Source organism: Pelagicoccus mobilis, assembly GCF_016595505.1.
GTDB classification, from domain to species: Bacteria; Verrucomicrobiota; Verrucomicrobiia; order Opitutales; family Opitutaceae; genus Pelagicoccus; species Pelagicoccus mobilis.
On record NZ_JAENIL010000003.1, the window covers coordinates 97,574 to 124,073 of the forward strand.

Annotated in this window: 23 protein-coding genes; 14 read left to right on the forward strand and 9 right to left on the reverse strand. The window is 54.5% G+C overall.

Features of this window, described 5'->3' with window-relative positions; all coding sequences use genetic code 11:
• Window positions 1–6 precede the first annotated feature (6 nt).
• Window positions 7–2,739 (reverse strand): phosphoenolpyruvate carboxylase, encoded by a 2,733-nt coding sequence (locus JIN87_RS02135; RefSeq protein ID WP_200353863.1) that lies wholly within the window; start codon window positions 2,737–2,739, stop codon window positions 7–9.
• A 255-nt stretch (window positions 2,740–2,994) separates the two neighbouring features.
• On the opposite strand from JIN87_RS02135, the gene JIN87_RS02140 reads away from it, so the two are divergent.
• The 3 genes from JIN87_RS02140 to JIN87_RS02150 are packed head-to-tail and all read left to right on the forward strand — an operon-like array spanning window position 2,995 to window position 6,219.
• Window positions 2,995–3,753 (forward strand): metal ABC transporter ATP-binding protein, encoded by a 759-nt coding sequence (locus JIN87_RS02140; protein WP_200353864.1) that lies wholly within the window; start codon window positions 2,995–2,997, stop codon window positions 3,751–3,753.
• On the forward strand, window positions 3,750–5,267 hold the full coding sequence (locus JIN87_RS02145; protein ID WP_200353865.1) for a metal ABC transporter permease: 1,518 nt from the start codon (window positions 3,750–3,752) through the stop codon (window positions 5,265–5,267). Before JIN87_RS02140 ends, JIN87_RS02145 begins: the two co-directional genes overlap by 4 nt.
• A 16-nt stretch (window positions 5,268–5,283) precedes the next feature.
• Entirely contained in the window at window positions 5,284–6,219 is a 936-nt protein-coding gene (locus JIN87_RS02150; RefSeq protein WP_200353866.1) for a metal ABC transporter permease, read from the forward strand.
• Between the two features lie 9 nt (window positions 6,220–6,228).
• Here the strand turns inward: JIN87_RS02150 and JIN87_RS02155 are convergent, their stop codons facing one another.
• Window positions 6,229–6,957 carry a class I SAM-dependent methyltransferase gene (locus JIN87_RS02155; protein WP_200353867.1) on the reverse strand — a complete coding sequence of 243 codons (729 nt, stop codon included), beginning with the start codon at window positions 6,955–6,957 and terminating at the stop codon, window positions 6,229–6,231.
• 13 nt (window positions 6,958–6,970) lie between these two features.
• On the reverse strand, window positions 6,971–7,774 hold the full coding sequence (locus tag JIN87_RS02160; RefSeq protein WP_200353868.1) for a TrmH family RNA methyltransferase: 804 nt from the start codon (window positions 7,772–7,774) through the stop codon (window positions 6,971–6,973).
• Between the two features lie 194 nt (window positions 7,775–7,968).
• Here JIN87_RS02160 and JIN87_RS02165 point away from each other — a divergent pair, with 194 nt between their 5' ends.
• Window positions 7,969–8,538, forward strand: a complete 570-nt coding sequence (locus JIN87_RS02165) for a thermonuclease family protein (protein WP_200353869.1) — start codon at window positions 7,969–7,971, stop codon at window positions 8,536–8,538.
• A 197-nt stretch (window positions 8,539–8,735) separates the two neighbouring features.
• Here JIN87_RS02165 and JIN87_RS02170 read toward each other — a convergent pair whose 3' ends face one another.
• The gene (locus tag JIN87_RS02170; protein ID WP_200353870.1) at window positions 8,736–10,172 is read right to left on the reverse strand and encodes a PQQ-dependent sugar dehydrogenase; all 1,437 of its coding nucleotides are present in this window, start codon (window positions 10,170–10,172) and stop codon (window positions 8,736–8,738) included.
• 93 nt (window positions 10,173–10,265) lie between these two features.
• Window positions 10,266–10,664: a bacteriohemerythrin gene (locus tag JIN87_RS02175; protein WP_200353871.1), complete on the reverse strand. Its 399-nt coding sequence runs from the start codon at window positions 10,662–10,664 to the stop codon at window positions 10,266–10,268.
• Window positions 10,665–10,833: 169 nt separating this feature from the next.
• Between JIN87_RS02175 and JIN87_RS02180 the strand changes: the two genes are divergently transcribed.
• From JIN87_RS02180 to JIN87_RS02195, 4 genes are read left to right on the forward strand one after another with little or no spacing between them, the layout of a single operon-like run.
• Window positions 10,834–11,748: a phosphoenolpyruvate carboxykinase (ATP) gene (locus JIN87_RS02180; RefSeq protein ID WP_234033187.1), complete on the forward strand. Its 915-nt coding sequence runs from the start codon at window positions 10,834–10,836 to the stop codon at window positions 11,746–11,748.
• 1 nt (window position 11,749) lies between these two features.
• Window positions 11,750–12,613 (forward strand): sulfotransferase domain-containing protein, encoded by an 864-nt coding sequence (locus JIN87_RS02185; protein ID WP_200353873.1) that lies wholly within the window; start codon window positions 11,750–11,752, stop codon window positions 12,611–12,613.
• A 12-nt stretch (window positions 12,614–12,625) separates the two neighbouring features.
• Window positions 12,626–12,919, forward strand: coding sequence for a PqqD family protein (locus JIN87_RS02190; RefSeq protein ID WP_200353874.1), 294 nt, complete (start codon window positions 12,626–12,628; stop codon window positions 12,917–12,919).
• A complete protein-coding gene (locus tag JIN87_RS02195; RefSeq protein WP_325176358.1) occupies window positions 12,900–13,334 on the forward strand; it encodes a lasso peptide biosynthesis B2 protein in 435 nt (144 codons plus the stop codon). The genes JIN87_RS02190 and JIN87_RS02195 overlap by 20 nt, the downstream gene beginning before the upstream one ends.
• Here JIN87_RS02195 and JIN87_RS02200 read toward each other — a convergent pair.
• Window positions 13,331–15,271, reverse strand: a complete 1,941-nt coding sequence (locus tag JIN87_RS02200) for an asparagine synthase-related protein (RefSeq protein WP_200353876.1) — start codon at window positions 15,269–15,271, stop codon at window positions 13,331–13,333. The genes JIN87_RS02195 and JIN87_RS02200 overlap by 4 nt on opposite strands.
• 74 nt (window positions 15,272–15,345) lie before the next feature.
• Here JIN87_RS02200 and JIN87_RS02205 point away from each other — a divergent pair, with 74 nt between their 5' ends.
• The gene (locus JIN87_RS02205) at window positions 15,346–15,519 is read left to right on the forward strand and encodes a hypothetical protein (RefSeq protein WP_200353877.1); all 174 of its coding nucleotides are present in this window, start codon (window positions 15,346–15,348) and stop codon (window positions 15,517–15,519) included.
• A gap of 95 nt (window positions 15,520–15,614) precedes the next feature.
• On the opposite strand, the gene JIN87_RS02210 is transcribed toward JIN87_RS02205, so the two are convergent.
• Both JIN87_RS02210 and rodA read right to left on the reverse strand, forming a co-directional pair.
• Window positions 15,615–17,369, reverse strand: coding sequence for an Rne/Rng family ribonuclease (locus tag JIN87_RS02210; protein ID WP_200353878.1), 1,755 nt, complete (start codon window positions 17,367–17,369; stop codon window positions 15,615–15,617).
• 118 nt (window positions 17,370–17,487) lie between these two features.
• A complete protein-coding gene (gene rodA, locus JIN87_RS02215; protein ID WP_200353879.1) occupies window positions 17,488–18,705 on the reverse strand; it encodes a rod shape-determining protein RodA in 1,218 nt (405 codons plus the stop codon).
• Window positions 18,706–18,855: 150 nt separating this feature from the next.
• On the opposite strand from rodA, the gene JIN87_RS02220 reads away from it, so the two are divergent.
• The 5 genes from JIN87_RS02220 to JIN87_RS02240 all read left to right on the forward strand — a co-directional run bounded on the left by JIN87_RS02220 (window position 18,856) and on the right by JIN87_RS02240 (window position 25,543).
• A complete protein-coding gene (locus tag JIN87_RS02220; RefSeq protein ID WP_200353880.1) occupies window positions 18,856–19,248 on the forward strand; it encodes an RNA-binding S4 domain-containing protein in 393 nt (130 codons plus the stop codon).
• 407 nt (window positions 19,249–19,655) lie between these two features.
• Window positions 19,656–21,176, forward strand: coding sequence for a pyridoxal-phosphate dependent enzyme (locus JIN87_RS02225; RefSeq protein WP_200353881.1), 1,521 nt, complete (start codon window positions 19,656–19,658; stop codon window positions 21,174–21,176).
• 422 nt (window positions 21,177–21,598) lie between these two features.
• Window positions 21,599–22,285 carry a VPDSG-CTERM sorting domain-containing protein gene (locus JIN87_RS02230; protein ID WP_200353882.1) on the forward strand — a complete coding sequence of 229 codons (687 nt, stop codon included), beginning with the start codon at window positions 21,599–21,601 and terminating at the stop codon, window positions 22,283–22,285.
• A 373-nt stretch (window positions 22,286–22,658) separates the two neighbouring features.
• Window positions 22,659–24,164, forward strand: a complete 1,506-nt coding sequence (locus tag JIN87_RS02235) for an exopolysaccharide biosynthesis polyprenyl glycosylphosphotransferase (protein WP_200353883.1) — start codon at window positions 22,659–22,661, stop codon at window positions 24,162–24,164.
• 332 nt (window positions 24,165–24,496) lie between these two features.
• Window positions 24,497–25,543: a nucleotidyltransferase domain-containing protein gene (locus JIN87_RS02240; protein ID WP_200353884.1), complete on the forward strand. Its 1,047-nt coding sequence runs from the start codon at window positions 24,497–24,499 to the stop codon at window positions 25,541–25,543.
• Between the two features lie 38 nt (window positions 25,544–25,581).
• On the opposite strand, the gene JIN87_RS02245 is transcribed toward JIN87_RS02240, so the two are convergent.
• Window positions 25,582–26,496 carry a Wzz/FepE/Etk N-terminal domain-containing protein gene (locus JIN87_RS02245; protein ID WP_200353885.1) on the reverse strand — a complete coding sequence of 305 codons (915 nt, stop codon included), beginning with the start codon at window positions 26,494–26,496 and terminating at the stop codon, window positions 25,582–25,584.
• Window positions 26,497–26,500 lie beyond the last annotated feature (4 nt).

The window sequence follows — 26,500 nt, forward strand, 5'->3', positions numbered from 1 at the left end:
AGGGCTCTACCCGGTTGTGCGGAGACCGGCGGCGATGGCGTTGATGCTTTGCAGGACGCGACGCAGATCGGTTTCGGAGCGGGATTGGCGCCAGGTGGTGAGGAGCTCGAGTTGCTGGGCGTGGAGGAGGTCGAGCCACTTGTCGCGGGCATGGAGCGTCTTGAAGAAGCGGGGACGTCGGCTTTCGAGTGGACCGTTGAGGAGGTCTTGCAGGGCTTCGCGTACGGCGGCTCGCTCGTCGGTGATCAGCTTCATGAATTTCTCACGTACTGATTTATCCGATACGAGTCCGGCGTAGGACTCCATCATAAGGGTGTCGGCGCTTTCGACGCTGGTCTCAATGTTATAGAGGACGTAGCGGAGGAACGGCCATGTTTTGGCGCTGTTTTTTAGCTCGGCGTAGAGGCTTGGCTTTTCTTCCTTGAGGGCGGCGAGTGAGGTGCCGACGCCGTACCAGCCTGGCATGTAGAAGCGGGATTGGTTCCAGCTGAAGACCCAAGGGATGGCTCGTAGGTCTTTGAGGCTTGGTTTGCCACTGCGTCGGGATGGGCGGGAACCAATGCGACTTTGCTCGAGAGCGTCAATTGGTGTTGCCTGGCGGTAGAAGGTGAGGAAGTCGTCTTCATGCAGCAGCTCGCGATACTTTTTAGCGCTGTATTCGGATAGGAATGACATCGCTTCCGAAAGCGCGTCTGAAGGCTTGTTCGGGCTTTCTGCGAGCTGAGGTCCGACGGATCCGGCAACTAGCAGTTCGAGGCTACGGGCGGCGGTGAGGAAGTTGCCGTACTTCTGGGCGATCACTTCGCCTTGTTCCGTTACGCGTGAACCTTGCGTGAGAGATCCGTGGGGGAGGGCTTCGAGGAAGCGGTGAGTTGGGCCTGCTCCGCGGCTAACGGTGCCGCCGCGTCCGTGGAAGAAGCGAATGGATACGTCGTGCTTTTCGCCGAGGGCGATGAGCTTGGACTGAGCGTTGAAGAGTCCCCACTGGCTGGCGATGATTCCGGAGTCTTTGTTGGAATCGCTGTAGCCGAGCATGGCTTCTTGTACGAGCGGCGCTTCGGGATCGATTTCAGGAACGCCGTAGTTGGCGAAGCCTTCGTCGAGAGCTCGGTTTTGCCAAGGGAGGCTGGCTTTGGTGAGCGGGTGGGAAAGGAAGGCTTCCATGATGCCCTCGCTGTTTTGCAGGTCGTCGAGCGTTTCGAAAAGCGGGGAGATGGGGATGAGGCAGATGTTGCCCTTGTCCGTCATACGAGTGAGTCCTGCTTCGCGGCAGAGCGCGTACATGACGAGCAAGTCGGAAAGGGAGCGGGTCATGCTGATGACGAATTGCCCAACGGCGGCTCGGCCGTGCGTCTTCACTTGGTTGGCGACGACCTTCAAGCTGCCGATCGCTTCGCGGGCTTCGAGTTCGAGCTGGTCGTGCTCTTGGGTGAAGGGGCGAGCGTGGCAGAGCTCTTCGTTGAGGAATGCGACGCGTTGTTCCTCGGTCCAATCTGCGAAGTTCTCTCCGTCTGTGACGCCGGCAGCTACCAGCAGTTGAGAAATGGCTCGGTCGTGGTAGCCGCTGTTTTGACGGATATCCAGGGATGCCATGTGAAAGCCGAACGTATCCACGAAGCGGATAATTGGCATGACGTAGGTTTGGGCGAGGCGACCCGCTCCAGACTCCTTGAGGGAGCGTTGGAGAAGGGTGAGGTCAGCGATGACGTTGCTTGGTTGGCTATAGCCTCGGTTCGCCTTTTTGCCACGTGGAAGATTTTCGCGGATGAGTTCGGCAAAGCGGCTCCATGGCTCTTCAATATCTGCAGGATTCAGGCACTTGGGGTCTAGCTCTGAAAGTCGTTCGATGAGGTAGTGGGGAGGGGATTGGAAGAGCTTTGACAAGGCCATGTCTCGAGAGAGCTGCTTGAGCTTTCTTGCGAGTGTATCCAGGGCGGCCTTACGAAGTTCGCTAAAGGTTTCTGCGGTGACTTCCGACGTCACGAATGGGTGGCCGTCGCGGTCGCCGCCTACCCAGCTGCCGAGGTGAATGCGAGGGTAGGTCTTGGTATCGGATTCGTCCCATTTGATTCCGGCGCTGGACATCGCGGCACGGAAGCGGGAATCGGAGATTTCGATGGCTACAGGGAATTTTTGGGTGAGGTAGCTGAGAACGTTGTCGCGTTCGGAGGCGACGTCGGGTTTTTCGACGAGGATTTCGCCGCTACGCCAAATGAGTTCGATGATGGATTTGATCCGATCTCTGAATTCGCCGCGCTCGACGGGGGTGTACATGGTGTTCTCGAGCTCGAGGAGCAGCTCGTAGAGCTTGCGGTGCTGAGCGAGGACGGAGGGGCGTTTGGCTTCGGTGGGGTGTCCGGTCAGGACTGGGTGTACCTCGGAGCGGCGGATGGCGTCGAAGAGCTCGTCCTTGGAGGTTCCGTTTTCGAGAATGCGTTTGAGCCAGTAGCCCCATGAGCCGGTGTCGGCGTCGGTCTTGCCTTCGATTTCGAGGCGTCGGCCGGCTTGGTTGGCGGCGTTTTCCTCGACCAGGTTCATGATCTGGAAGGCGATGGAGAGGACCTGGGCGGACTTCTCGGCAGGGATCTCTCCGGCTTCCGGCTTTTCGCGACGCAGGAGGGGAGCGAGTTCGGGCTCGCCGATTTCTTCGAGGACTTCGCTTGTGCAGGCGAGGAGATAGTCGATATCCCGGTCCACTTTCTCGAGACCGGCGCTGATTTGTTGTTCGAAGGAGGACATGGCTTGGTGTGGCGAAAGAGATTCTGATGGAAGGCGTTGGGCGCAAGCGAAACTGTTGGGGAATTTACCCTGTTTCTAGGTATGCAAGCGGCTGGGGGCGAATTTCGCCGGTTTTGAAATGATCGGGGCGGTGGATGTCTGGGGTCGGGAAGGGATTTAGGGCGTAGCTGATGACTTTGATTAGTCAAAGTGATGGTTTCGCATTCTCCAAACTAGGCTTGCTTCGTTTGTGGAAGTGCCTAATGGGAGTATTTTATGGAAGATGTCCCTTTAGAGACGCATGATTTGACGGTGGCCTACGAGAAGCGTCCGGTGTTGTACGGCGTGGATGTGCGGGTGCCCGAGGGGAAGCTGATCGGCATCGTGGGGCCGAATGGGGCGGGGAAGTCGACTTTGATCAAGGCGATCATGGGGATCGTGCCGACTACGGGGGGGTGGGTGAAGGTGTACGGGAAGCCGTTTGCGAAGAATGCGAAGCGGGTGGGCTACGTGCCGCAGCGGGAGTCGGTGGACTGGGATTTTCCGGTGAACGTGATGGATGTGGTGCTGATGGGCCGCTACGGGAAGCTGGGCATGATGGGACGGGTGAAGAAGGAGGATCGCGAGATTGCGGAGGCCTGCTTGGAGAAGGTGGGGATGTTGCCGTACGCGAAGCGTCAGATTTCGAATCTTTCCGGTGGGCAGCAGCAGCGTGTGTTTTTGGCCAGGGCGCTGGCTCAGGAGAGCGATTTGTACCTGATGGATGAACCGTTTGTGGGCGTGGATGCGGCTACGGAGGCGGCGATCATCGAGTTGTTGCGGGAGCTTAAAAACCGAGGCAAGACGATCATGGTGGTGCACCATGACCTGCCGACGGCGCAGAAGTATTTCGACATGCTCTTGCTGTTGAACATGCGGCTTGTGGCGTTTGGTCCGACGGAGGAGGTTTTTACTCAGGAGTTATTGCAAAAGACTTATGGGGGTCGATTGACGATCTTGTCGGAGGTGGCGAGTACGGTGAGCCGGGAAAAGTGAATCGGAGATTTGGATACGGCACGGTTTTGTCATGGGCGCGAGCGAATGCCTCGCGTTGGGGCTTGGTGGTGTCGTTTTTCTTGGTTTGCGCGTTTTCAGCGGACGCGGCTCGGATTGGCGAGCTAGAGGATACGCAGTTTTGGGAGCAGGCCTGGCGGTTTGTCAGCTTGAGGGACGACGTGGTGCGAACGGCGTTGCTCGGGGCGGTTTTTTTGGGAATCAGCTGTGGCTTGCTTGGCAGCTTTATCGTGGTGAGAAAACTGTCGCTCTTTGGGGATACGCTCTCGCATGCGGTGCTTCCGGGGGTGGCGATTGGCTACTTGGTGGCCGGACAGAAGGACCCGTTGGCTATATTCGTCGGAGCGACGGTGGCCGGGGTGCTGGGGACCGTGATGGTGAACTTGATTAAGAAGACGACTCACATCAAGGAGGACAGCTCTTTGGGGATGGTGCTCGCTGGGTTTTATGGCGTGGGTATCGTGTTGATGAATCGGATACAGAAGCTTCCGACTGGCACGCAATCGGGAATCGATAAGTTTTTGTTTGGTCAGGCGGCCGCGTTGTCGCCGACTGAAGTTTGGATGATCGCTGGGGTGGCGATTGCTGCGGTCTTATTGGTTTGGGGGTTCTATCGTCAGTTTTTGCTGGGGAGTTTCGATGTCGGTTTTGCTCGAGCCTTGGGGTTGCCGGCGGGTGTGTTTCATTATGTGCTGATGATGTTGCTGGCGTTTACGGTGGTGGTGTCGTTGCAAGCGGTGGGGGCGGTTTTGGTGTCGGCAATGTTGGTTATTCCCGCGGCATCGGCTTACTTGTTGACGGACCGCATGCATCGGATGCTGATTTTGGCGAGCGCCTTCGGTGTGATCTCGGGAGTGTTGGGCGCGTTCTTCTCGTTTTTGGGTAACAGCCTGCCGACGGGACCGTTGATGGTATTGGCTGCTAGTACGGTATTTACTTTGAGTTTTCTGTTTTCGCCGAGGCACGGTTTGGTTTCTCGGTGGCGAAAGCACAGGAGTCGGGAGAAGCGTATACAAAACGAGAATACGTTGAAGGCGATTTATCAAGTGCGGGAGGCTAGCGAGTTCGCAGGGGAAGGAGTGAAGCTGAGTGATCTGGCGAGTCGCATGCGGGAGTCTGAGGAGGAGACGCGTGCACGTGTCGAGCAGCTTGGGGCGATCGGGATGTGTGATCTGAAGGAGATCGAGGATGAGTGGTTTGCTTTCTTGAATCCAGACGGTTGGTTGCGCGCTTGCGCGGTAGTGCGAAACCACCGGCTTTGGGAGCTTTATCTGACGAATCAAGCGGAGTACGAGCCGGATCATGTGCATGACGACGCGGAGGTTATCGAGCACGTGTTGGGCGAGGAAACGGTGCGTCAGCTTGAGCGTTTGCTAGATTATCCGGCGGAGGATCCGCATGGAAAACTGATTCCGAGCTTGGCGGATTTGCAGCGATCGCTTACGCGGGAACCTCGAGAGGGACGGTCCAGCGGGTACCGTATGCCCAACCAGTAGTTGGAGTTAGAATACGATGGATATCTGGTCACACCTTATTCCCGAGTTTTCGTTTGAGCAGGTTTTTGTGGAGCCTTGGACGGATTTGTTCGATCCGTTTATCTGGATCTTTTTGATGGGGCTTTTCGTGACTGCAGCTTGCGGTTTTTTGGGGACCTTTATTGTTTGGCGGAGAATGGCATTGGTGGGAGATGCCATCAGCCACAGCGTTTTGCCCGGTTTGGTGATCGCGTTTTTGCTATCGCAGAGCCGCGATACGGTGCCGATGTTTCTGGGTGCGGTGGGAGCTGGGGTTTTGACCACTGGTTTGATCGAGGTGATTCATCAGAAGTCGCGACTTAAGACGGACGCGGCTTTGGGGATCGTGTTTACGACGCTTTTCGCGATCGGGGTGGTGCTTGTTTCGATCTATGGGGATAACGTAGATCTGGATACGGACTGTGTGTTGTATGGAGAAATTGAACACGTGACGCTTGAACCGTTGATTTCGGTTTTCGGGTGGTTTGAGGCTCCGGGATCGGTCATTCGGATGGGAGTGGTGGCTTTGCTCGTGATTAGCTTGGTGATGTTGTTTTATCGTCCGCTTGTGGTGAGCTCGTTCGATCCGGGGTTGGCTCGATCGATGGGGATGAATCCCGCTTTGATTCATCATGCGTTGATGTCTTTGCTGGCGATCGTGGTGGTGAGTTCGTTTGAAGCGGTGGGCGCGGTGCTGGTGATCGCGATGCTGATTTTTCCGGGTACGACGGCGTCGCTTTTGTCGGATCGTTTGCCGATCATCTTGGGACTGACTTTAGTGATCGCTTTGATCGGAGCGTTTCTGGGGATGCACGTGGCGCTGTGGCTGGACATCTCAACTGCCGGGGCGATCAGCACGGTGATCTTTGGGATGTTTTTGCTAGCGTGGGCGCTTGCTCCGCGTCGGGGGCTGCTTTGGCGAGCGTTTCGCTAGCGGACAGGTCTACCGTTTTTGGAAAACGTAGAGGTAGCTTTGCCAGTTGGGGCCGGCTGCGGGGTAGTCCCAGAGGGTGATCAGCTTGAGGTCGGTGGACGACTCGAAGAAGCGGATGAGTTTTTCCCGAGGGATGGCGTTCATCTCGAAGTAGGCTTTGCCGAGGCCTAGGGATTGGGAGATGGATTTGAGTTGGTAGCCGAGACGTTTGCGGAGGAGACTTCCGGATGTGAAATGGCTGGGGAGTTGGAATGCGAAGGTGCCGCCTGGTTTTAGGGCTCGTGCGATTTCGCGAAAGTAGCGTTTGCTGTAGCGAGGTTGGATGTGCTGGAAGACGATGTTTGAATACGCGAAATCTAGGGTCTCGTTTTCAAGGAAGGCGAGCGTGCTTTCCGTATTCAGAACGAACTTACAGGTATCGCCGCGTCCAGCGTTTTTTTTCGCCTCGGAGATCATGGATTCCGAGATGTCGACGCCGATTGCGTTTTTGAATCGTCGGGAAAGCGGGAAGGTTAGCCGTCCTACGCCGCAGCCGAAATCGAGCGCTGTATCTCCTCTCATGCGGATGCCGTGATGGGCTAGTTGTTCTTCGAGGGCGTGGATGGTGTCCTCTCCTGACTGGTAGAACTCCTCGGGGTCCCACTTGCCGCCTTTTTTGGAATTGTCGGAAAGGACGGTCCAAAGGGGGTCTTCGGCGGCGAGGGATTCGAAGTTTTTCTGGAGGCGGGAGAGGTTCAAAGGATGAAGTGTCTTAGCCGCGTTGGCGGACGGCTTCGAAGAGGGTGATGAGGGTGGCCATGGCGACGTTGAGCGAGTCGGCTTGGCCGGCCATGGGAATGAGGACTTTCTGGTCGCAGGCATCTAGCCATTTTTCGGAGAGACCGAATTGTTCGCTGCCCATGACGATGGCGAGAGGACCGGTCAGATCTGTGTCGGTGTAGATCTGGTCGGTGTGCGGGGTTGTCGCCGCGGTGCGGATACCGTTTTGTTTTACCCACTGGATGACTTCGTCGGTGCTGGCGGAAACGGTGGGCATGGAGAAGAGGACGCCGGTGGAGGAGCGGACCGCATTGGGATTGAAGAGGTCGGTCACGGAGTCGCAGCAGATGACGGCGTCTACTCCGGCGGCGTCGGCGGAGCGCAGGATGGTGCCGAGGTTGCCCGGTTTCTCGATGGATTCGACGATGAGGAGGAAGGGAGGCTTGGAGAGTTTGAGATCGTCGAGCGTGTAGCTCCATTGTTTGATGACGGCGAGCAGGCCTTCGGGGCGATCGCGGTAGGCGACTTTTTCGAAGGCGTGTTTGGAGAGTTCGAAGAGGTCGGCGCCGCGCGCTTTGGCTTGGGCGAGCAGGGCTTCTTCGTTTTCGCCGAGGAAGCAGTCCGGGCAAAAGTAGACTTCTTCTGGGTTCACGTCCTTCTCCATGGCTCGCGAGATGGCTCGGTAGCCTTCGGCGATGAAGACGCCCTGCTGGTTGCGCGGGCGTCGATCGCGCAGCTTCACGAGGTTTTTCACGCGTGCGTTTTGTAGGCTGGTAATGAGTTCGGCCTCGATCATCGGGATTTGCTGTAGAGGTCGCGCTGTGGGGATTCAATTCAATTGTAGGCGGTTTTGAGGCCCTGGAAAGACACCACGTAGGGGCAACCGCTTAAGAATCTGAGTTTTATGTCGTATTAGCTTGAGTATTATTGCCTTGCTGGAGTCGTCCATTCGGTCAGACTATCCAGTGTAACGCCCCATATTCCCCCGCCATGTCGATCGTACCCATTCTCGTCGTTGTCGCAGCCGTCATTCTCGTCATGTACTTCTTGATGAACAAGAAGTCGGATGACCAGGAGAGGGAGGGCTTGGTTAAGGACATTTTGCAGAAGGACGCTCTGGCGATCGACTTTGGGGATGGACGCCGGGTGGTGGTGAGGTTGAGCGGTCTGACACCGGCTACTGAAGGGGAGATGCTGGATGAGAAAATCTTTCAGTTTTTGGAGGAAACGCTTCGTGGGCAGAGAGTTAGCGTGAAGCCGATCGTGGTGGATTCGCCAGAGTTGATGCGTGCGGAGGTGAGGACTTTAGGTGGCGAGTACGTGAACGCGGTGATGGTACGCCACGGTTTCGCTCGTTGGAACGCTACGGAGGCGGCGGGCGATGCGGAGTTGGGCGAGGCTCAGCAAATGGCCCAGGCGGAGCATCTTGGAGTTTGGAATCCTGCGATTATCCAATTGCTCGAGGACCGTCGCAAAAGCGCCGAGGGTTCGGAGTTGAGCGACGAGGAGATCGCCAACATGCAGGTCGACCCTGAGGAGCAGGAGAGTAAGGAGTCGTAGATCTTCCCTCGAGTTGTTGAGTTTTTTTTAGTTAAAACGCTTCGAAGGCGGTGTTCTAACTCAAAGTGGTGGAAGACGGTTTGAGGCGTCATGCCTACAATACTGTCGATAGGGCTAGGGCCCGCTACTGCTAGCGGGCGCACGAGGTTTGGATTGGGTTTGTGTCCGTTGGGGGCAATGGACACAACTTTCGAGGATTATTTTACCGGATCTAGGCGGTAGATGCTGCCGATGCGTGGAGATTGCTGGGTGAGGAGAACGTAGAGGTGTCCGTCGGGGCCGCTGTAGACGTCTCGGACGCGACCTTGATTCTTGAATACAATTTCGTCGGCTACGACTTGATTGTTTTCGATGGTCAATCGGTGCAGCTCCTGGGAGGCCATGCCGGATACGAAGAAATCGTTTTTCCAGGCGGGGAATTTGTCGCCCTCGTAGAATTCGGCGCCGCAGATGGCGATTGAAGGATTCCAGTAATGTTTGGGCTGTTCCATGCCTTCCTTTGCGGTGAGGTCTGTGATGGGGGTGCCGTTGTAGTTCATCCCGTAGGTGATAACTGGCCAGCCGTAGTTGAGGCCGCGTTCGATGCGGTTGGTTTCGTCTCCGCCTCGGGGGCCGTGTTCGACTTCCCAGATGTCGCCGGTTTCCGGGTGGGCTGCTAGGCCTTGCGGGTTGCGATGTCCGTAGGACCAGATGGTCGGAAGGGCGTTGGGCTCGTTGTAGAACGGATTGTCGTGCGGGACGCGTCCGTCGTCGAAGATGCGGTGGATTTTGCCGTTGGGACGACTGAGGTCTTGAGCTTGGCCTTGGCGGCCTCGGTCGCCGATTCCGAAGAAGAGGTAACCGTCTTGAAATACGAATCGGGTGCCGAAGTGAGCTCCGGCGCTGCTGTGAAGGGCGGCGGGTGCGCTGTAGATCTTTTGCTCGTCGATCCACTTGCCTTTTCGTATCCGGCCTCGGACTACGGCTGTCATGCCAGCTTCTTTGTCGCCGTCCTTCGCTCCGATGTTTTCGCTGTAGCCGAGGTAGATCCAGCCGTTGTTTTCGTAGTCGGGGTGTTTCTTGACTTCGAGGAGCCCGCCTTGTCCTTTTTGCCAGACGGCGGGGGTGTTCTTAATTTTTCGCCGTTTGCCGTTCTTGAAGCTCCAGAGAACCCCGTCGCGCTGGGTGGCGAGCATTGTTCCGTCTGGGAGGAACTCGATGGCCCAGAGGATGCCTTCGCCCTCTCCGACTTTGTTGATTGTGAAGGAGTGCTCTTGGGATTCGAAGATCCCGCCGGAAGGTTGGAAGTGGTCTTCGGGGAGGGCGTTGCGGGCGGCGATCTGGCCTTGCTCGCGGATGTAGATGACGAGGGAGCGGATCTGTTGCTCGGATAGGCTGGTCTTCCAGGGAATCATGGTGCTGTCCGGAATGCCTTCGGAGATGACTTTCGCGATTTGGGCATCGGAGCTTCCGTAGGCCCACACGTCGTCGACGAGGGAGGAGCCTTGGCCGCCCATGAGATTTTCGCCGTGGCAGCTGGCGCAGTTGGCATTGAATAGCTCGCTGACTGTTCCGGATCCGATTCGGTTTTGGGCGGAAAGCGTGGTCGCGGCGAGCGCGAACAGAGCGAGGGGCAGGGAGTACTTTGTCTTCATAGGCGGTAGCGGATATCGGTTAGATACCGAGTGCTAGCCATACGAATGCCGGAGCCCTCGTGCTGCAAGTTCCTCTTGGCTTAACGGATTAATTTAAACCGCTTTATTGCGCAGTTGGGCGTCGATGCGGCAGATGTGGTTGCTCAGCCAGTCTTCGATCCGCTTGTAGAGGTCGGTCGCCCATTTGCGTTGGTAGCCGTTTTGGTGGTAGATCTCGAGGGAGCGGGTGAGGAAGGCTTTGAAGGCAAGGTGCTCGGAGCGGTTGCGCTGGGCGACCGGGCAGTTGCGTTTGAGCATGCAGGCTTCCTCGTAGCGGAAATGGTTCTGGATATAGGTTTCGAGGAAGCGGAGGAGGGAGTTTACCTCTTGTTCATCGACTTCTTCCAGTTGGCTGATCTCTTCCAATCTGTTCGCGAAGCGGAAGATCTGCTGGTGTTGCTCGTCGATGTGCGAGTCGCCGGTGGCGAAGCCTTTGTTCCATTGAATTGCCATATTCCTTCCCTCTGATCGAGCGTTGCTCAGTTTTGAGCAGTCTTTCGCCAGAAGCAACAAATGCTACTGTTATGCGGGTTATGTATTAGGGCGTCTGATCGCTAGGATGTGGTCGAATAATTGGGCTGGTTTATTCCGGGGCGTTTTTCCTTTTGCAGTTTTGAGGGAAATGCTGATTGGCTGGCGTCGTTTTATGTGGAGATACCGTGCCTACAGTTTGATTATCGAATCTGAGATAGAGTTGCCCGAGCTTAGCCCTGCTGAATCGAGCGAATCTGTTGATTTGACGATTCGGATTGGGGAGGTGCCGGTGGTTTTGCAGGATCCGGTCGCTGAAGGCGCTCGGTTTCAGGCCGCTCCTGGCGTACTGCTGGTCGTTGTTGATGGGGTGGGGCGATTTTTGGCCCGAGATGGCGAAACGATTATTGTGGATCGAGAATCTGGAACCACGGATTCTGATATTCGTCTGTTCCTGCTGGGCACGATGCTGGGGGGCGTTTTGCAGCAACGTGGCATTCTGACTCTGCATGGGAGCGTGGTTGATTCGCCGCAAGGGGCGGTCGCTATTCTGGGTCATAGTGGGGCAGGCAAGTCGACGACGGCGTACGCCTTGCACGAGAGGGGATTTTCGTTGGTGTCGGATGATCTCTGTGCTGTTCGTTTGAATGACGCGGGCGAACCGCGGGTTTTTGGAGGGTATCCGCAGTTCAAGCTTTGGCCGGATTCCTTGGCGGCGTTTGAGTTGGGCGAAGGTGATTTGAGGAGGGTTCGGCCGGTATTGGAGAAGCGCGCAGTTCCGTGCCTAGAGGAGATTTCGACTGGTGCGAGGCGATTGAAGCGAGTCTTTGTTTTGAGCGAATCGAACTCGGTAGAATCTCAATTTCGAGAGATTCAAGGTTTTGCTAAGATCGACAGATTGAAGGAGCAGATCTATCGCCGACAGTTTTTGATGAAGGAGGCGCAGGGCAAGGTGTTCGAGACACTAGCTGCGCTAGGAGGTGAAATCCGGATGTACGAGGTTTTGCGTCCGAGAGGAGATATCGTGTTGGAGCGTTTCGTGGATGAGATCGTGAGCAGGTTTTAGGATGGGACGTATCTATTGGCTGACTTCGTATCCGAAATCTGGAAACACATGGTTTCGAGCCTTTCTCGAGTGCTTGCTGGGTGAAGACGGCGAGGATCTGGATTTGAACGCGCTCGAACGAGTCCCCTCGGCTAGCGATCGAATGGTGCTCGACCGGGAGCTCGGGTATGAGTCGGGAGATTTAAGTTTCGAGGAATTGGAGAGGGTGTTGCCGGAGGCGTTTGCTTCTGTAGCTCGTAAAAGTCGTGGGGCGGTTTTTCAGAAATTGCATGACAGTTTTCGACGCAATGAGGGTGAAGTGCCTTTGTATTCACATGAAGCTGTCGAGGGAGCGCTCTACTTTATCAGGAATCCTTTGGATGTGTGTGTGTCGTATGCGTGCCATCGAAGTGAGCTCACCCTCGATGAGGTGATAAGGCTTATGGGAGACGCTAGTCATGGTTTGGCGGCTACCCGTTGGCGACAGCAATTGCAGATTCGCCAAATTCTGGGTGGGTGGAGTTCTCATGTGGGGTCTTGGACTGAAAACGATGAGATTCCGGTGCACGTGATTCGCTATGAAGATATGCTAGACAGGCCTCTTGCTGTATTCGAATCTGCAGTACGTTTTCTTGGGTTGTCGCATGAGGAACGCCAGATAGAGGGTGCGTTGAATGCCTGTTCGTTTGAGCGTTTGCGGGGGTTGGAGGAGCGGAGTGGATTTAGGGAGCGTCCGCCCGGGATGGATCGTTTCTTTCGGAAGGGAGAGGTTGGGAGTTGGCGGTCGGTCTTGACGAGCGATCAGGTCGCTCGGATTGTTGCGGACCATCGGGAGACGATGATTAAATATGGTTATCTGAACGAGTCGGGGGAGCTGGAGTTTTAGAATTGGATAGATATGAAAATTGATAAGTCGTGCATTGTTTCGCAGAGTTCCGAGCAGCTTTCTTGCGAGCTTGATGGGGAGGTCGTTTCCATGAGCATCGCCGAAGGAAGCTATTTCGGGATCAATGGAGTCGGGAGCGAAATTTGGAGGCGGATTAAGTCGCCGCGGCGAGTGGACGAGTTGTGCCAAGAGCTGGTTTCGAAATTCGAGGTGTCACCGGAGCAATGCGAGGCGGATGTGCTTGAGTTTCTGGAGGAGTTGCGTGGAAGCGGTCTGCTGACGTTGAGTGAAGAGGAGACGCTCTAGACTTTTTCCTCGATTAACCCTCGGGGATTGGGGGCTCGCGATTTATATCGCGCTTTCTTTTTGCTATGTGCGTGGGGCGTTGTGGATGGTTCCGTTTCGGGTGTTGGCTCGGAGGTGGGAGTTGTTGGACGCGAACGATCCAAAGGAACCGAGCCTTGAGGAGCTGGGCATTGCTCGGCGGGTAGGGCGATTGGTTCAGGGAGTGGCGAGACGAATGCCGTTCACGTGCAACTGTTTGCCGCAAGCGATTGTTGGAAAAAGGTTGCTCGCTCGCTATGGGATTTCGAGTGAGCTAAAGTTGGGAGTGAACGATGTTCGTGCAGAAGATTTCACCGCGCATGCTTGGCTTGTGTGCGGGTCGGTGTATGTGACTGGGTATTTGTCCGGAGAAGGTGAATACAAGGTGCTTGATTAGAGTTTGCCCTCCTCGAATCGGCGTATGAATCGCCCGACGACGATTCCGCGTGGAAGTAGATAGTGGTAATGGTAGGTCGTTTCTCTTTCGTACCAGCCTCCGCTAGGCCAATGCTCCACTAGGTTTTTCATTCTGTCTAGGTCGAGGATTCTGCGGGCTGTATCCGATTTTTGGAGTAGAGCGAGTTCGGCTTCTATTTGAGGTTTCGCCATTAGCAATCGCTCGGGCCAATCGGATGCTTGCAGTCCTTTTCTTTTGTTTTCGAGAACGGATTTGGGAAGTACGTTGGCCATCATACGTTTGATGAGGGAGCGGGGTTGCCCGTTTTTGATGTACTGTTCATCTGGGATGCTCAGACAAAAGCGGACGAGGCGAAGGTCGGCCATGGGGTCGCGAATCTCGGTCTTGAAGGCTCCGGAGAGGACTCGGGAGAAGTCGCCGAAGTAGTCTGGTCCTGTTAATAGAACTATTCTGAAGGCTCGCGGGTCGCTTGGGGGCAGGAATCTGGGATCGAAACCGAGCCTTTCATTGCGAGTGTCGATATCGATCTCTTGGGCGTATTTGTTGTTGAGAGCTGAGTAGCCTTTCCAACCAAGATACCGAATATCGTCTTTGTTGAGTAATCGATGTAGAGCGACTATCGGTTTGTATTGAGCCAGCAGTTGGTTGCGGAGAAGTCGAAGGGGAGACCCCGGAAGTTCTTTTGCACCCTGTCTTAGCATTGTCGCTAGACGGATCCAGTTTCCCTTTTTTGCGAGTTCGGACAAGTGGGGGATGCCGTTGTAGCTGAGGGTCATGTTGCCTCGGGCCCCGCCTAGTAATACTCTGATGCCCCGTTCCTCGGCGAGTTCTGATATTTGGTCGATCCATATGTGGTTGAGTGGATTGCGATCGGGAATTCCGATCAGCCTTTGTCTGCGATCGAGTTCGTGAAAGAGGGTTCGTCCAGTTGATTTGACGAAATTCAGCCTCAGGTTTTTGGTCTTTTTGTGGATCTGGTGGACGAGTGGTGTCTCATCGAAATATTGCGATTGAGTACCCTCGTCTCCTTTGGGGTGTTGCGGGACGTGGGTTAAGGTCGGTAGGGTCACTCCTTCTTGGGCTAGCAGGTTGGCGGCGACGCAAGCGACGGAGGAGGAGTCAAGTCCCCCACTCATCATGGCTCCTATTGGGCGATCGCTCCGGAGAGCTGATTTGACCGATTTTTCGAAAATGGATCTCCCCAAGTCTAGGTATTCTTGATCCGATTTGCATCGGATGGGTTCGATCGTAGCGAGATCGTAGTATTTCTCGATTTGTATCCGCCCATTGGTTACTTTGAGAAAATGGGATGGGGGGACTCGATGGATTGAGTCGTATACCGTTGTCCTGTGGTCGTTGTGGTTGAGGGCGAGTAGTTCGGCTAACTTGGGCTCGTTGAGTTTTCGGGGAATTCGAGGATGGGCGTGGAGTGCTTTGCTTAGGGTGGAAAAAGCGAAGAAGTCCGAGCCTTCGTGGTATAGAAGTGGTTTCTGACCTAGAGGATCGCGGGCGAGAACCAATTCTCCTTTTGAGTGATCGAAGATAGCGATCGAAAATGCACCCACCAATTTGCTGAAGCAGTTTTTGCCCCACTTTTGGTAGGCGAGCAAGACGAGGCGGCTATCGGGGAGGCTGGGAATTTTGAGCGATGAGATTCCCAATTCGGCCGCCAGCTCTTCTCTGTTGTCGATTCTGATGTCACCAACTATTGTGTATGGGGGTTCTTGGAGGGGCTGCCTTTCGTATCGATCTTCTGGGGACCGCTGAAGTAGCTGATGGGCTAGTCCCAGATTTTTTAATACCCAGCTGTCTCTGCTATCGAAGGCGTGCTCCCTCATCGCGAGGCTCATCGCTTCGAGATTGGAGCGGAGGGCGGGATTGGGTGTGAAGTTGAATATACCTGCGAAATCGCTCATTTACGGCTAGTTTGGAGGGAGGAGGGGTTATTCCGATGTTGATAGTGGGGCGTTTTCTGGCCTAGGTTGGTTCTATGAGCAACGAATCAATATCTGAAGAGGGCTTCAAAAGCAATTTGAGCGGGAATAGTCCAGAAGGCGAGCTGCGTGAAAAATGGGAAAAACCATGCGTAAAGCCGTTGGGGGATGTTGTAGGAGACACTGCCAATACTGGTGGAGGAGGTGGTGATACTTCGTTTCAATCCTAAGAATTTAATTTCTCTAAAACGAGAAAGCCCGGACGCGTGTGCGTGCCGGGCTTTTTTGTGAAGTTTGGTGGGATCGCGTGACGAGCACGCCCTGCCTAGCCGTAAGCGGCGCCGGTTTCGACGTCGATGACTCGATAGTTTTCGACGTGGAAGTTCGGGTCGGCTCGGAAGGTGAGCTGGGCGTTGTAGTCCTTCTCGAGGCTGATGAGCAGGTCGGCGTCCTCTTCGCGCAGGCGATCGATGATGGCCGGGTTGACGAGGATGCGGAGCTTGATGGCTCGCTCGAGTTCTGGATTGCGGGCGCGGGCTCGGCGGACGATGCCGGAGAGCTTGCGTTGCAGCTCGACGGAAACGGTTGTCGCCGACTTTACGATGCCTTTGCCTCGGCAGTATGGGCAGTCGGTGTAGAGGCCGGAGGAGACGGATTCCTGCATGCGCTGGCGGGTCATTTGCATGATGCCGAGCGGGGAGATGGGCAGGATGTGGGTCTTGGCCTTGTCGGTCGACATGGCTTCGCGCATCCGGGAGAGGATGGCGTTGCGGTGGCGACGCTGCTTCATGTCGATGAAGTCGATGATGATGAGACCTCCGATGTTGCGGAGGCGGATCTGGCGGGCGACTTCCTCGGCGGCTTCGCAGTTTACCTGGAAGATGGTGTCGTTTTCGTTGCCCTTGTTCTTGTGGGAGCCGGTGTTGACGTCGATGGCGATGAGGGCCTCGGTCTCTTCGATGACGATGGCGCCGCCGGATGGAAGCGGTACTTGTCGCTGGAAGGTTTGCTCGATCTGCTTCTCGATGTTGTAGCGCTCGAAGATTGGGATGGAGTCTTCGTAGAGCTGAATCTTGGAAGTGGATCGTTTGGAGATCTGGGCGACGGTTTCGGAGATGCGCTCGTGGTCTTCTTCGTTGTCGATGAGGACGCGGTCGATGTCTTCGGTGAGGAAGTCGCGCACGGTGCGTTCGGCGAGGTCTGGCTCTTTGTAGAGGCAGGACGGGGCCTTGGCGGTGTCCATCTTCTTTTGGATCTTTTCCCAGGTCTGGAGAAGGATGTGCAGGTCGCGCACGAAGTAGCGGGCCTTTTTGCCTTCGCCGGCGGTGCGGACGATGATGCCCATTCCTTCAGGGATGGTGAGATCGCGGATGATCTTTTTGAGGCGGGCGCGTTCCTTGTTGTCCTCGATCTTGCGGGAGATGCCGCATTGGTCGGAGAAGGGGACGAGCACGATAAATCGTCCGGGAATGGAAAGGTTGGTGGTCGAGCGTGGACCTTTGGTGCCGATTGGGCCTTTGGTGATCTGGATGACGATCTCGGTGCCGATCGGGTAGTGATTCGGGATCTCTTTGAGAGGGATCTTCTTGGGCTGCTTCTTTTTTGAGGAGCGGTTGACGCGGACGACCTCGATGGAGGAGTCGGCATCCTGCGGCTGGATATCCCAGTAGTGCAGGAAGGCGTTTTTGGGCATGCCGATGTCGACGAAGGCGGCTTTGAGGCCGGGGTCGAGGTTCTTGATGCGTCCTTTGAAGATGCCGCCGACGATGCGTTGGGCGGAGTGGCGTCGCTCGATGTCGAACTTGTCGAGGATGCCGTCTACGAGGGAGCCGACTCGGGTCTCGAGGGCTTCGGAATTAATGATCAGTTCGCGGTAAGGCTTTTTCTGGCCTTTGAACTTTTCGATGATCTTGGTCATGAGGGGCCGTTTTTTGGCCCTCTGAGTGGCTTCTGCCCGGAGTTTGTCCTGATCGACTTTGGTGCCGGTCTGGGGCTTGGGCGGGAGGCGCAGCTCTTCATCGAGTTTGCTGTTCTGATCCTGTGGTTGGTTGTTTTTCTTTGTTGGTTTTTTATCGCTCATTTGGGCGCGTTTCCTGTGTTGCTTCAGGGAGGGCGTCCTAGATGGGGAGCTGAGCGGTTCCTTTTCCTGTGGGTGGTATTACTCGAAGGTGGTTGATGCGTCGGCTGTTCAGGCAGACTTAGAAATCCTTTCGATAGCGATAAACGCTTTGAACCAGTCCTAGGAGGATGCAGCAGCTCAACATGAAGGTGCCTCCATGACTTAAGAAGGGCAGCGGCAGTCCTGTGATCGGCATGAGGCCAACGGTCATTGCGATATTCACGAAGATGTGGACGGAGAACAGGGCGACGACGCCGAGCGTGAGCAAGGTGCCGAAGCGGTCCTTGGCTTGGCCGGCGATGTGCAGGCTGTTTCCTAACAATATTCCGAAGAGGCTGATCACGACTGCGCTTCCGAGAAAGCCGGCTTCTTCCGCGACGACGGAGAAGATGAAGTCGTTATGGGCTACCGACCGGGGCAGGTAGCCGAGTTGAGCCTGGGAGCCCTCTGTCCAGCCTTTGCCGAACGGGCCGCCCGAGGCGACTGAAATGATGGATTGTTCCCGGTTCCAGCCGGTTCCGCGGGGGTCGGCTTTGTCGGGGTTAATAAAGGTTAAGATACGGTTTCTTTGATAGTCTTTGAGGGGGAACCAGGTGGTTTCCTGGTAGCGGCCTTCGATGTTTTGAGGATCGATGCCGTTGTCGTCTAAAAATTTAACGTAGTTGTGGTTATCGATTAAAATGGCTCCCACCAAGGCCACGAATAGGAGGATCGCGGTGGTGAAGAATCGTTTAGAAAGGTTTGAGGCGTATAGTTGTGCGAACACGAAAATGGGGATGACCAAGGATGATCCGAGGTCAGGCTGCAGCAAGATCAACAGGAAGGGGATCGAAATCGCAAGCGCCATTTTGGCAAGCACTTGTACAGAGTCTTTTATGTCGCCGACCTCGGAGCGGGTGAGGATGCTGGCGCTGATGACGATGCCGGCGAGTTTGGCGATTTCGACGGGCTGGAAGGTGTAGAATCCGAGGTTGAGCCAGCGGGTGGCTCCGTAGCGGGAGACGCCGAGGGGGCTCCAGAGGACGAGGGCGAGCATGATGACTGCCAGGGTCCAGATCCAGTGGCTGTGTTTCATGAACAGCGAGTAGTCGATGAAGGAGACTGTGATGTAGGCTCCGGTTCCTATGAAGAGCCAAACGACTTGGCTTTTCCATTGTCCTCCTCCGGTGCCGGCTTGGGCGGGGTGGAGCTGGGCGCTGTAGATGAAGATGATGCCGATGGTCGCAAGCAGCAGGATGCAGATCGGGTTGATGAGGTCGACCCGAGGATGGTGGTGCTTGTTGGACGAAGGAAGCAAAGTTTGGAGGATGAGGGATGAAGTAGGAAACGGGCCGACGTCGTCTCGGCGCGACGACCTACAGTCCGGTTTTGAGATTGGGTGGTTGAGGGTAGGAATGGGAAGTAAAAAGATTGGCGAGCGGGCGGATTTTGGCTCAGTTTTTACAGCTTGGAAAAGACTGAACTAGAGAAGGTGCGGATCGATCGCTGGCTGTGGGCGGTGCGGGTGTTTAAAACACGCGGGGCTGCGGCTGAGGCGTGCAAAGGCGGCAAGGTGGAGATCGGCGGGGAAAACGTGAAGCCTTCGCGCTTGGTTCGGGTGGGCGAGAAGGTGGACGTGAACAAGGAGGGAGTGCTGCGCGAGTACCGGGTGGTCGGGCTGCTGCTGAAGCGCGTGGGTGCGAAGGTGGTCGCTAATTTCGTGGAGGATCTGACGCCGCCGGAGCGTTTGGAGGTGCGGCGCGAGACGGTGGCTCAGCGAATCTTGCAGAGGGAGGCTGGCAGCGGTCGGCCGACCAAGAGAGAGCGGCGGGAGATCGATCGCTTGTTTGGTGGTGGGTGATTTTGGGGTTCATCGGTAAATACGGTGGAAGAGAGCCCGATCGTTGGAGCCTTTAGGCGGAAACCGATGAACCCGCTAAAGCGGGAACCCCAACAGTTTCGCAGGATACCCGCAGAATCGTGATTAACCTTTTTCAGGGGGGAGTTGGGTGTTTGTGGCCGTTGGGACAACGGCCTCTACCTTTAGGAAGTTTGGCATTGGATTTCTGGGCGTTGCTTCTAGGTTTCGGGCATGGAGGAAGAACCTAAGGAGCCGAGTAAGATTCGTACCATCTATTTGCCTGTTGGAGTCGCGACGGCGTTTGCTATTGGCGTATGGTTTATGGTGCCGGAGGTGGGGCCGTTGGCGATCGGGTCGGCTTGGGTGGGCACGGTTTTGTTCATGAGCATCTGGGGATCGTTTTACTCGTGAGCGAAGCGAATCTGGAGGAGCTTTTTAACGAGACTTTGGCGGCTCGCCGGCGTGTGTACGAGGCAGCTGCGGCTACGCCGCTTGAGCGGCTTGAACTGGAGGAGGACGAAGCGGTTTACGTGAAGCGTGAGGACTTGTCTCCAATTCATGCTTACAAGTGGAGGGGCTCCTACAATCGCATGAAGCTGCTGAGTGATGAGGAGTTGGAGCGAGGCGTGGTTTGCGCGTCGGCGGGAAACCATGCTCAGGGAGTGGCTTTGGCGGCTCGGAAACTGGGCACCACGGCAAAGGTATTTATGCCGCGTTCGACGCCTTTGATGAAGCAGGAGGCGGTGAAGGCGATCGGCGGGGACGCGGTTGAGGTGATCTTGGAGGGGGACGCGTATGACGAGGCCTCCGCCGCGGCGCATGCGGTATCCGAATCAACAGGACAGACCTTTGTTCATCCGTATGACGATATGGCGGTGATCGCGGGGCAGGGCACGTTGGCGGATGAAGTCGTGATGGCAGGCGTGGGGGCGTTTGATGTTGTCTACTTGCAGATCGGTGGCGGCGGAATGGCGGCTGGGGTGGCTTGCTGGTTGAAGCGCTACTATCCTGAAATCGAGGTGGTGGGGGTTGAGGGAGTCGACCAGGCCTCGATGGCGGCGGCGGTGCGTAGTGGCGAGCCGGTTACGCTTGATTACCTTGATGTCTTTTGTGACGGCACGGCTGTGAAGAAGGCTGGCGCGTTGACGAGTCAGTTTTGCGCGAAGCTGGTTGATCGTTTTGTGACGGTGACGAATCCTGAAGTTTGCGCGGCGGTGCAGATGCTTTGGGAAAAGCGGAGAGCGATTCCGGAGCCGGCGGGAGCGATGGGGTTGGCGGCGTGGATGAAAGAGCGTGAGGCTTGTCGAGGGAAGCGGGTGCTGACGATCGTGTGTGGCGGGAATATGGACTTTGGCCAATTGTCTTGGATCGTGCGGCATGCGGGGATCGGTTCGGCACATCGGAAATACTATAGGTTCGAGATTCCGGAGAAACCGGGGAGTCTGCTGAGTCTATTGGAGCGGTTTCCGGACGGGGTGAGTATTGTGGAATTTCAGCATGGAGTGGTGCAGGGGAGGACTGCGCAGCCGGTGATCGGGATTGACGCGATGCCTCAGGAGATGGAGCTCTTTGAGCGGAGTTTGGAGACGCTTGGGATTCGCTATGAAGATGCGACCGGGCAGGAGGATGTGGAATTTCGCATCATCCATTACGATGCGTCGCTGCTTGAGCGGCCTGTATTTATTCGCATCGAGTTTCCTGAGCGCCCGGGGGCCTTGAAGGAGTTCTTGGGCAACAATTGCCGGGATGCGAGTATCGTGTACTTCAACTACAACTATACAGGCGAGCGCGTGGGCCGGGCTTTGATCGGCTTTGATTTCGCGAATGACGCGGCTCGCGATGCGTTTCGGGAGGCGGTTTTCCGGCAAGATACGGTGTTGCGCTACGCTAAGGAGCTGTCGCCTCAGGCGATGGCGCGGATTGTTTGATTGGGGGCTCGGTTGCTCCAGGTCGCCTTTGAAATGGCAGATATAGGGGTGGCTTGAGGGTTTCCCTGATGGGATGCGTTGGGAGTTGTAAATCGTTTGTAAGCAATGGGTTGTTGGCTAGGTGGATCACCCTTGAAGGTGGAAATAGCTCATGTGAGCGGTTTTTGGGGTGTTTGAGTTGTAAATAAATCTGAAAAATGGCGGCCAATAGGGCTCTTGAGGGCGGGTTTTACAAGTCGTTAGCAATTCATCTGAGCGCTGCGCCTTAGCGCCCCTAGAGGAATTGTGCAATTGGCCCCGATGAGGCGGATCGGGGTGTCCCTGAGAGGTAAGTTATTGGTTTTGAGTTGCTTGCGAGTGTCCTGTCGATGGGCGAAGTTGTTTGTCATCCAGCAGATCCCACTGCGAACCCAAACAACATCATGAAAACTAAACTTCTAACTTTAGCCGCACTCACTACTGCCTTTTTGGCGACTGGTGTCTCAGCGCTTACTATTCAGGACGCGACTTTCCGTGACGTGGACCTTATCGATGAGGTGCTCGATGCATCCAATCCCACTATTTCGCGTTCCTTCGACATCGTGAACAACGGGGAAGACGGGTGGAGAGATCGCCCAATTAGTCCGGGTGAAAGTATTGACGACTACAATATTTTAGATGCGATCATCGGATTCGTCTTTTTCGAGACGGGTGAGGGATCGCAAACGATCGTTCATGAAGCTCTCTTTAATATTGGAGACTATTTCGATCTCTCCAATGTTGCCTCGACACCTGGAGATCCTGGGGATTTGGACCCTGAACTCGATGACGACGGGGGAACAGGAAGCTCCAAGGCGTACTTCCAGGTAGAGTTCGATCCTGTAAGCTATCCTGCGTTGAGCGAGCTGATTGTTGATGTTGCTCTGGATGGTCTCGTTGACTGGAGTGTTAGCATCTCTTCGCAAATCCCAGAACAGGGCAGTAATGACCCTTCCCCGTCGCTTCACCTTTGGTGTGGCTATCTCGCAGTTGAAGCGGAGAGAAAGCAAGTGCCAGACTCTGGTACGACCGCTGGTTTATTGGGATTGGGGATGTTTGGGATGCTGGCGATTGCCCGCAGGTTAAAGTAGTTTCCCAGTAGAATTTTAGTTTCGAAAAGGGGCGAGAGCGTGACTCTCGCCTCTTTTTTGCGTTTGAGCAAGTTGTAGTGGGTCTTGGTGTAAAAATGGAATAACAGCTTACGAGTGTAGGAATTTTTAGTTGTTTCAGCTCGCTCGTGAGTTCTTTCTGCTTGCCAATTTTCTAGGCTTGTACGCTTGTACGGGTAGGTAGCATATCGAAATAGATGGGTGAATATTACTTACGAAAAATTTCTCGGAATGGAGAGCTATTCCAACTACATACACGTAATGGTGGGTTGATTCCCCTGTGCTTGTTTACGAACAAGTAGTTCGCTCCTGAGCTATCCTGACCGGCTAAACTTATCCTCTACTCCTCTGCTCAATGAAAATGGAAATGCCTCTTTCCTCGGCTGAGCCCAAGCGATTCGCTGAATTTGGCGGTCTTTTGGATTTCGATCGCCTCAATTCGGCTCGAGAACAGTCGCCTCAGAAAGCTAAGCGAAATCGCTTGTTCGCATTCAGGCTTCTGGCGATTTCTTGTGATGTAGCCTCATGGGCAATTTGCTATTCTCTGCTCTACTGGTTGCTCAAGCCGGCATTGAGTGAAACGGGTGCTGTGCTTTATGCGGCGGCCAGTTTCAGTCTTTCGCTTGTCCCGATTCTAATTTCTGGGGGGTATTCAAAGGCTACTGAACTTCACTCAGCCCGTTTCTTGAGCGAACATGTAATCGCTTCAGGCATCGCGACTTTAATGCTACTAGCTGGGCTCAGCTTGATGTTTGTTTTGGATTCTGAAGCCAGCCATGGATCACTTTATGGGCATGTGCTGGTAGTGGGGCTCGCTGTTTTGCTGAGCTCTGTCTTGTCGAAGCGTGTATTGGAGTCGAAGAGAGCGGAGGGGGACAGCCAACGTTTTATTTACGTTATCGGTTCCGGAGAGAATGCGAAAGAGCTCTATTTGCTGCACGCTGCCAAGGGCGACAAGCGTCGCATGCGGGTGTTTGATTTTAACCTGGGCAGGTACGGGCAGAAGCTGATTCCGGGCAATCCGAATTCGCCTACCATTGAACATCTGCAGGCGGGGCAGTCCCCATCGATAGGTGGAGAGGTCGATACGGTTGTCATTTCGGACAGTGTGGATGGTTTGCCAGTGGATTTCGCGAATCACCTGATGGCTGTTAATCTAGTGGATTATCGTGTCGAGACCGCCCGTAAATTCATCTCTTCGGAACACAAGAAGATCTCATTGGAAGGCTTGAGCAGCTCTTGGTTTTTCGAGGGTGGATTTCGCCTTCTTGAAAATACGGTCTATTATCGGGCCAAGTGTGTTGTTGATTTTGGGATCTCGGCGGTTGCTGTCGTTTTGCTCGCCCCTTTGCTTTTAGCAGTGGGGATTGCGGTCAAGCTGACGAGCAAGGGGCCTGTATTCTTTACGCAGCAACGTATCGGAGCGGGAGGAGTCCCTTTTAAGTTATACAAGTTCCGCACTATGAAAGTGGGCTCCGAAAAGGGACACCTTTATACTCTAGAGAATGACCCGCGGATTACAAAGATTGGAAACTTTCTCCGTCGGACTCGCTTGGATGAACTGCCTCAGTTGTTCAACGTTCTTAGAGGGGAGATGGCAGTGGTCGGTCCTCGTGCGGAATGGACGCGCTGCGTGGAAGGCTATGAGCAGAGCATTCCGTTTTATCATTATCGTCACCTTGTGAAGCCGGGGATCACTGGTTGGGCTCAGGTGAATTATCCTTACGGCGAGAACGAGCGCGATACGATCGAGAAGCTGAAGTTCGATCTCTACTACGTTCGCCACTTCTCGTTCACGTTGGACTTCTCAATCTTCGTTAAGACGATCTATGTCATGGTTGGGAAGCAAGGGTCGCGATAGCAGCATTGCTGAACTAAGCGTAGAAATTAGTTCAGCTAGGTGCACTGAGGTCCCGGAGGCTGCCCAGTAGAGATTCTAAACCACCGATGCACACTGATAGACACCGATACTTTAGATCTGGAAAGCCTGTTTTTTCTGTGCCATCGATGCAAGGTAGTGTAATTGTACTTTCAATACAACCCAGTCCTTGTTGAGCCTTTTTATGGAAGGAATTATTGGACAGTCTATCAGAATCGAACTGTCAAAGAATGAAGGCTAAGAGTGAAGCCTTCGAGCTACTTTTGTATTTACTGAGGCGTTCCTTGCCGAATGTGGAGCGGGGGACTTTTGAATTGAATACCGAAGGCGTAGATTGGAATGAGTTTGTCCGGATTGCCGAGTTCCATCGAGTACTCGATTCCGTAGTGCCGCAATTGAAGAGTGTGGAGTGTGGAGATGTTCCAGCTTGGGTGGTAGAAAGGCTAGCAGGCGAACTTCAGCTCCAGCGTTTGTCTCGATTGCGTCACCTTGCGTTGCTCTGTCGGATTTGCGATGTCTTTGAGGAAAAGGGTATTCCTTTTGTCGTATTAAAAGGGCCTGTAGTGGCGCAGTGGATATGGGGGGATCCTTGTGGTCGACATTTCAAGGATTTGGATATTCTGGTGGCTAAGGATGAAATTCCGAGAGCTTTATCAGCCCTGCTGGAGTTGGGGCTTACTCATTGTTCAGAAGTTGAGCGAATTGAGCGTTTTCATTGGGAGCGTAATACGAGCATCGGACAGCATTTCACATTGAGAGGCTCGTGGGCGGAGTGTGTAGAATTGCATTGGAGGATTTCGTTCGGTAATTCCTACCGAGGGTTGGAATCCTTTGCGGGGCAGTTGAGAGAGTGGTCCGTTTGTGGTCGATCTGTTAGCTCGTTTAAGGAGATCATAATGCTTGAGTATTTACTCGACCATGGTTGCCGGCATTTCTGGTTTCGCCTCAAGTGGCTGATGGACTTTTCGAAACTCGTTGAGACCGAAACCACGCTTTTTAGTGAGATGGCGTCATTGAAGAGCTGTAAAAACTGCAGGAATTTGTTGGCCGAGCTAGGACTTTGTGGATCTGATATCGATCTCTTTTCTCGAAAAGGTGTTTTTTTTAGGAGCATTGCTCAACGGCTACTTTTCAGCTCAAAGGTTGGAAGGGACCTGAAAACTCGCGTATATATTAGAATATACGATTTGCTTAATCGAGGAGTATCTGCTGAGGGACTACGGAGATCGTTTTGGGACGTTGTGCCAGGTCGCCTTGTGGTGAATGGACCTTTACCGAAGTGCTTTTGGTTTCTATATATCGTTCTCTCTCCTGTCGCGGCTCTGTTTTTTTATTATAAGGATGTCAAGAAGGGCTCTTGATGTCTAGAGGTAGGTGCGACTTGCCTGCAGGCTAGGCTTTAGGCCTGCTGCTGTTCTTTCAGGTAAAGAACGAAACAAAGAAATAGACCGAAGATACCCCCTAAAAAACCTGATGCTATAACGATTAATCCGCGTTTGGGTTTAGATTTCAACTCGGGTACGATAGCAGGGTCGATAACCTTGAACGCGAAGTCTTCTTTCGCGTTGGCTAGCATGGCATTTTTCGTTTGGCTTTCGATTAAGCCGTAAAGGGATTCGCGGATCTCAATGACCTGGGTTTGGCTTAGCTGGTTATTGAGATAGTCCAAGTTTTTTTGTGCTTCTTGTCGTGCTTGTGTGCGTAAGTGGGCATTGAGTTGCGCTATCAGAGCATTAGTCCATTCGGCTGCTTTTACCGGATCTTCTAGTTCTATGGATACCGTGACGATTCCGGTCTTTTTATCTTGGGAGACTCCAAAGCTGCTTTTGACGAAGCGGTCGTAAGCTTCTTGGTCGGTTGGACGCTTGTCGTTGTTTCTTCGATCCTTGGATACGGTCCAAGTTTTTGTGTCGGAATCCCATTCGTCTGGAAAAAGAGCGATCAGATTTTCATTCGTGGTGAGCAGGGGGGTAAGGAATTGGCGGGATTTGAGGGTGGCAATTGCGTTTTCGGTAGAGCCCCCGCCCCCGAGGTTGATGCCTGCCATGGAGGCGAGTCCACCGAATTGTCCTGCGAGTGCGGCGAGGCCACCTCCTGTGTCTTCGTCAGTGTTTGGGGCAAGGGTGGCTTCTGCTTTGAAGTAGACGGTGGCGTTAAGGGCAATGATAGTGCCGACGATACCGAAGAGAGGGCCGAATGTAAGCCAGGGCCATTTGCGTTTCCAGACGATGTTCCAGAGGTCGATCAGGGAGAGTTCGTCGTCTTCTGGAGGGTAAGTGTATTGTGGATGCTGCGGTGGAGTGGAATCTGACATTGTT

Bases quoted from the DNA above. Each gene is read 5' to 3' on its own strand.
- JIN87_RS02150 (WP_200353866.1), top strand. From the start codon at position 5,284: ATGGATATCTGGTCACACCTTATTCCCGAGTTTTCGTTTGAGCAGGTT.
- JIN87_RS02235 (WP_200353883.1), top strand. From the start codon at position 22,659: ATGAAAATGGAAATGCCTCTTTCCTCGGCTGAGCCCAAGCGATTCGCT.
- JIN87_RS02180 (WP_234033187.1), top strand. From the start codon at position 10,834: ATGCTGATTGGCTGGCGTCGTTTTATGTGGAGATACCGTGCCTACAGT.
- JIN87_RS02210 (WP_200353878.1), bottom strand. From the start codon at position 17,369: ATGAGCGATAAAAAACCAACAAAGAAAAACAACCAACCACAGGATCAG.
- JIN87_RS02205 (WP_200353877.1), top strand. From the start codon at position 15,346: ATGAGCAACGAATCAATATCTGAAGAGGGCTTCAAAAGCAATTTGAGC.
- JIN87_RS02185 (WP_200353873.1), top strand. From the start codon at position 11,750: ATGGGACGTATCTATTGGCTGACTTCGTATCCGAAATCTGGAAACACA.
- JIN87_RS02200 (WP_200353876.1), bottom strand. From the start codon at position 15,271: ATGAGCGATTTCGCAGGTATATTCAACTTCACACCCAATCCCGCCCTC.
- JIN87_RS02245 (WP_200353885.1), bottom strand. From the start codon at position 26,496: ATGTCAGATTCCACTCCACCGCAGCATCCACAATACACTTACCCTCCA.
- JIN87_RS02165 (WP_200353869.1), top strand. From the start codon at position 7,969: ATGTCGATCGTACCCATTCTCGTCGTTGTCGCAGCCGTCATTCTCGTC.
- JIN87_RS02140 (WP_200353864.1), top strand. From the start codon at position 2,995: ATGGAAGATGTCCCTTTAGAGACGCATGATTTGACGGTGGCCTACGAG.
- JIN87_RS02170 (WP_200353870.1), bottom strand. From the start codon at position 10,172: ATGAAGACAAAGTACTCCCTGCCCCTCGCTCTGTTCGCGCTCGCCGCG.
- JIN87_RS02190 (WP_200353874.1), top strand. From the start codon at position 12,626: ATGAAAATTGATAAGTCGTGCATTGTTTCGCAGAGTTCCGAGCAGCTT.
- JIN87_RS02135 (WP_200353863.1), bottom strand. From the start codon at position 2,739: ATGTCCTCCTTCGAACAACAAATCAGCGCCGGTCTCGAGAAAGTGGAC.
- JIN87_RS02175 (WP_200353871.1), bottom strand. From the start codon at position 10,664: ATGGCAATTCAATGGAACAAAGGCTTCGCCACCGGCGACTCGCACATC.
- JIN87_RS02160 (WP_200353868.1), bottom strand. From the start codon at position 7,774: ATGATCGAGGCCGAACTCATTACCAGCCTACAAAACGCACGCGTGAAA.
- JIN87_RS02230 (WP_200353882.1), top strand. From the start codon at position 21,599: ATGAAAACTAAACTTCTAACTTTAGCCGCACTCACTACTGCCTTTTTG.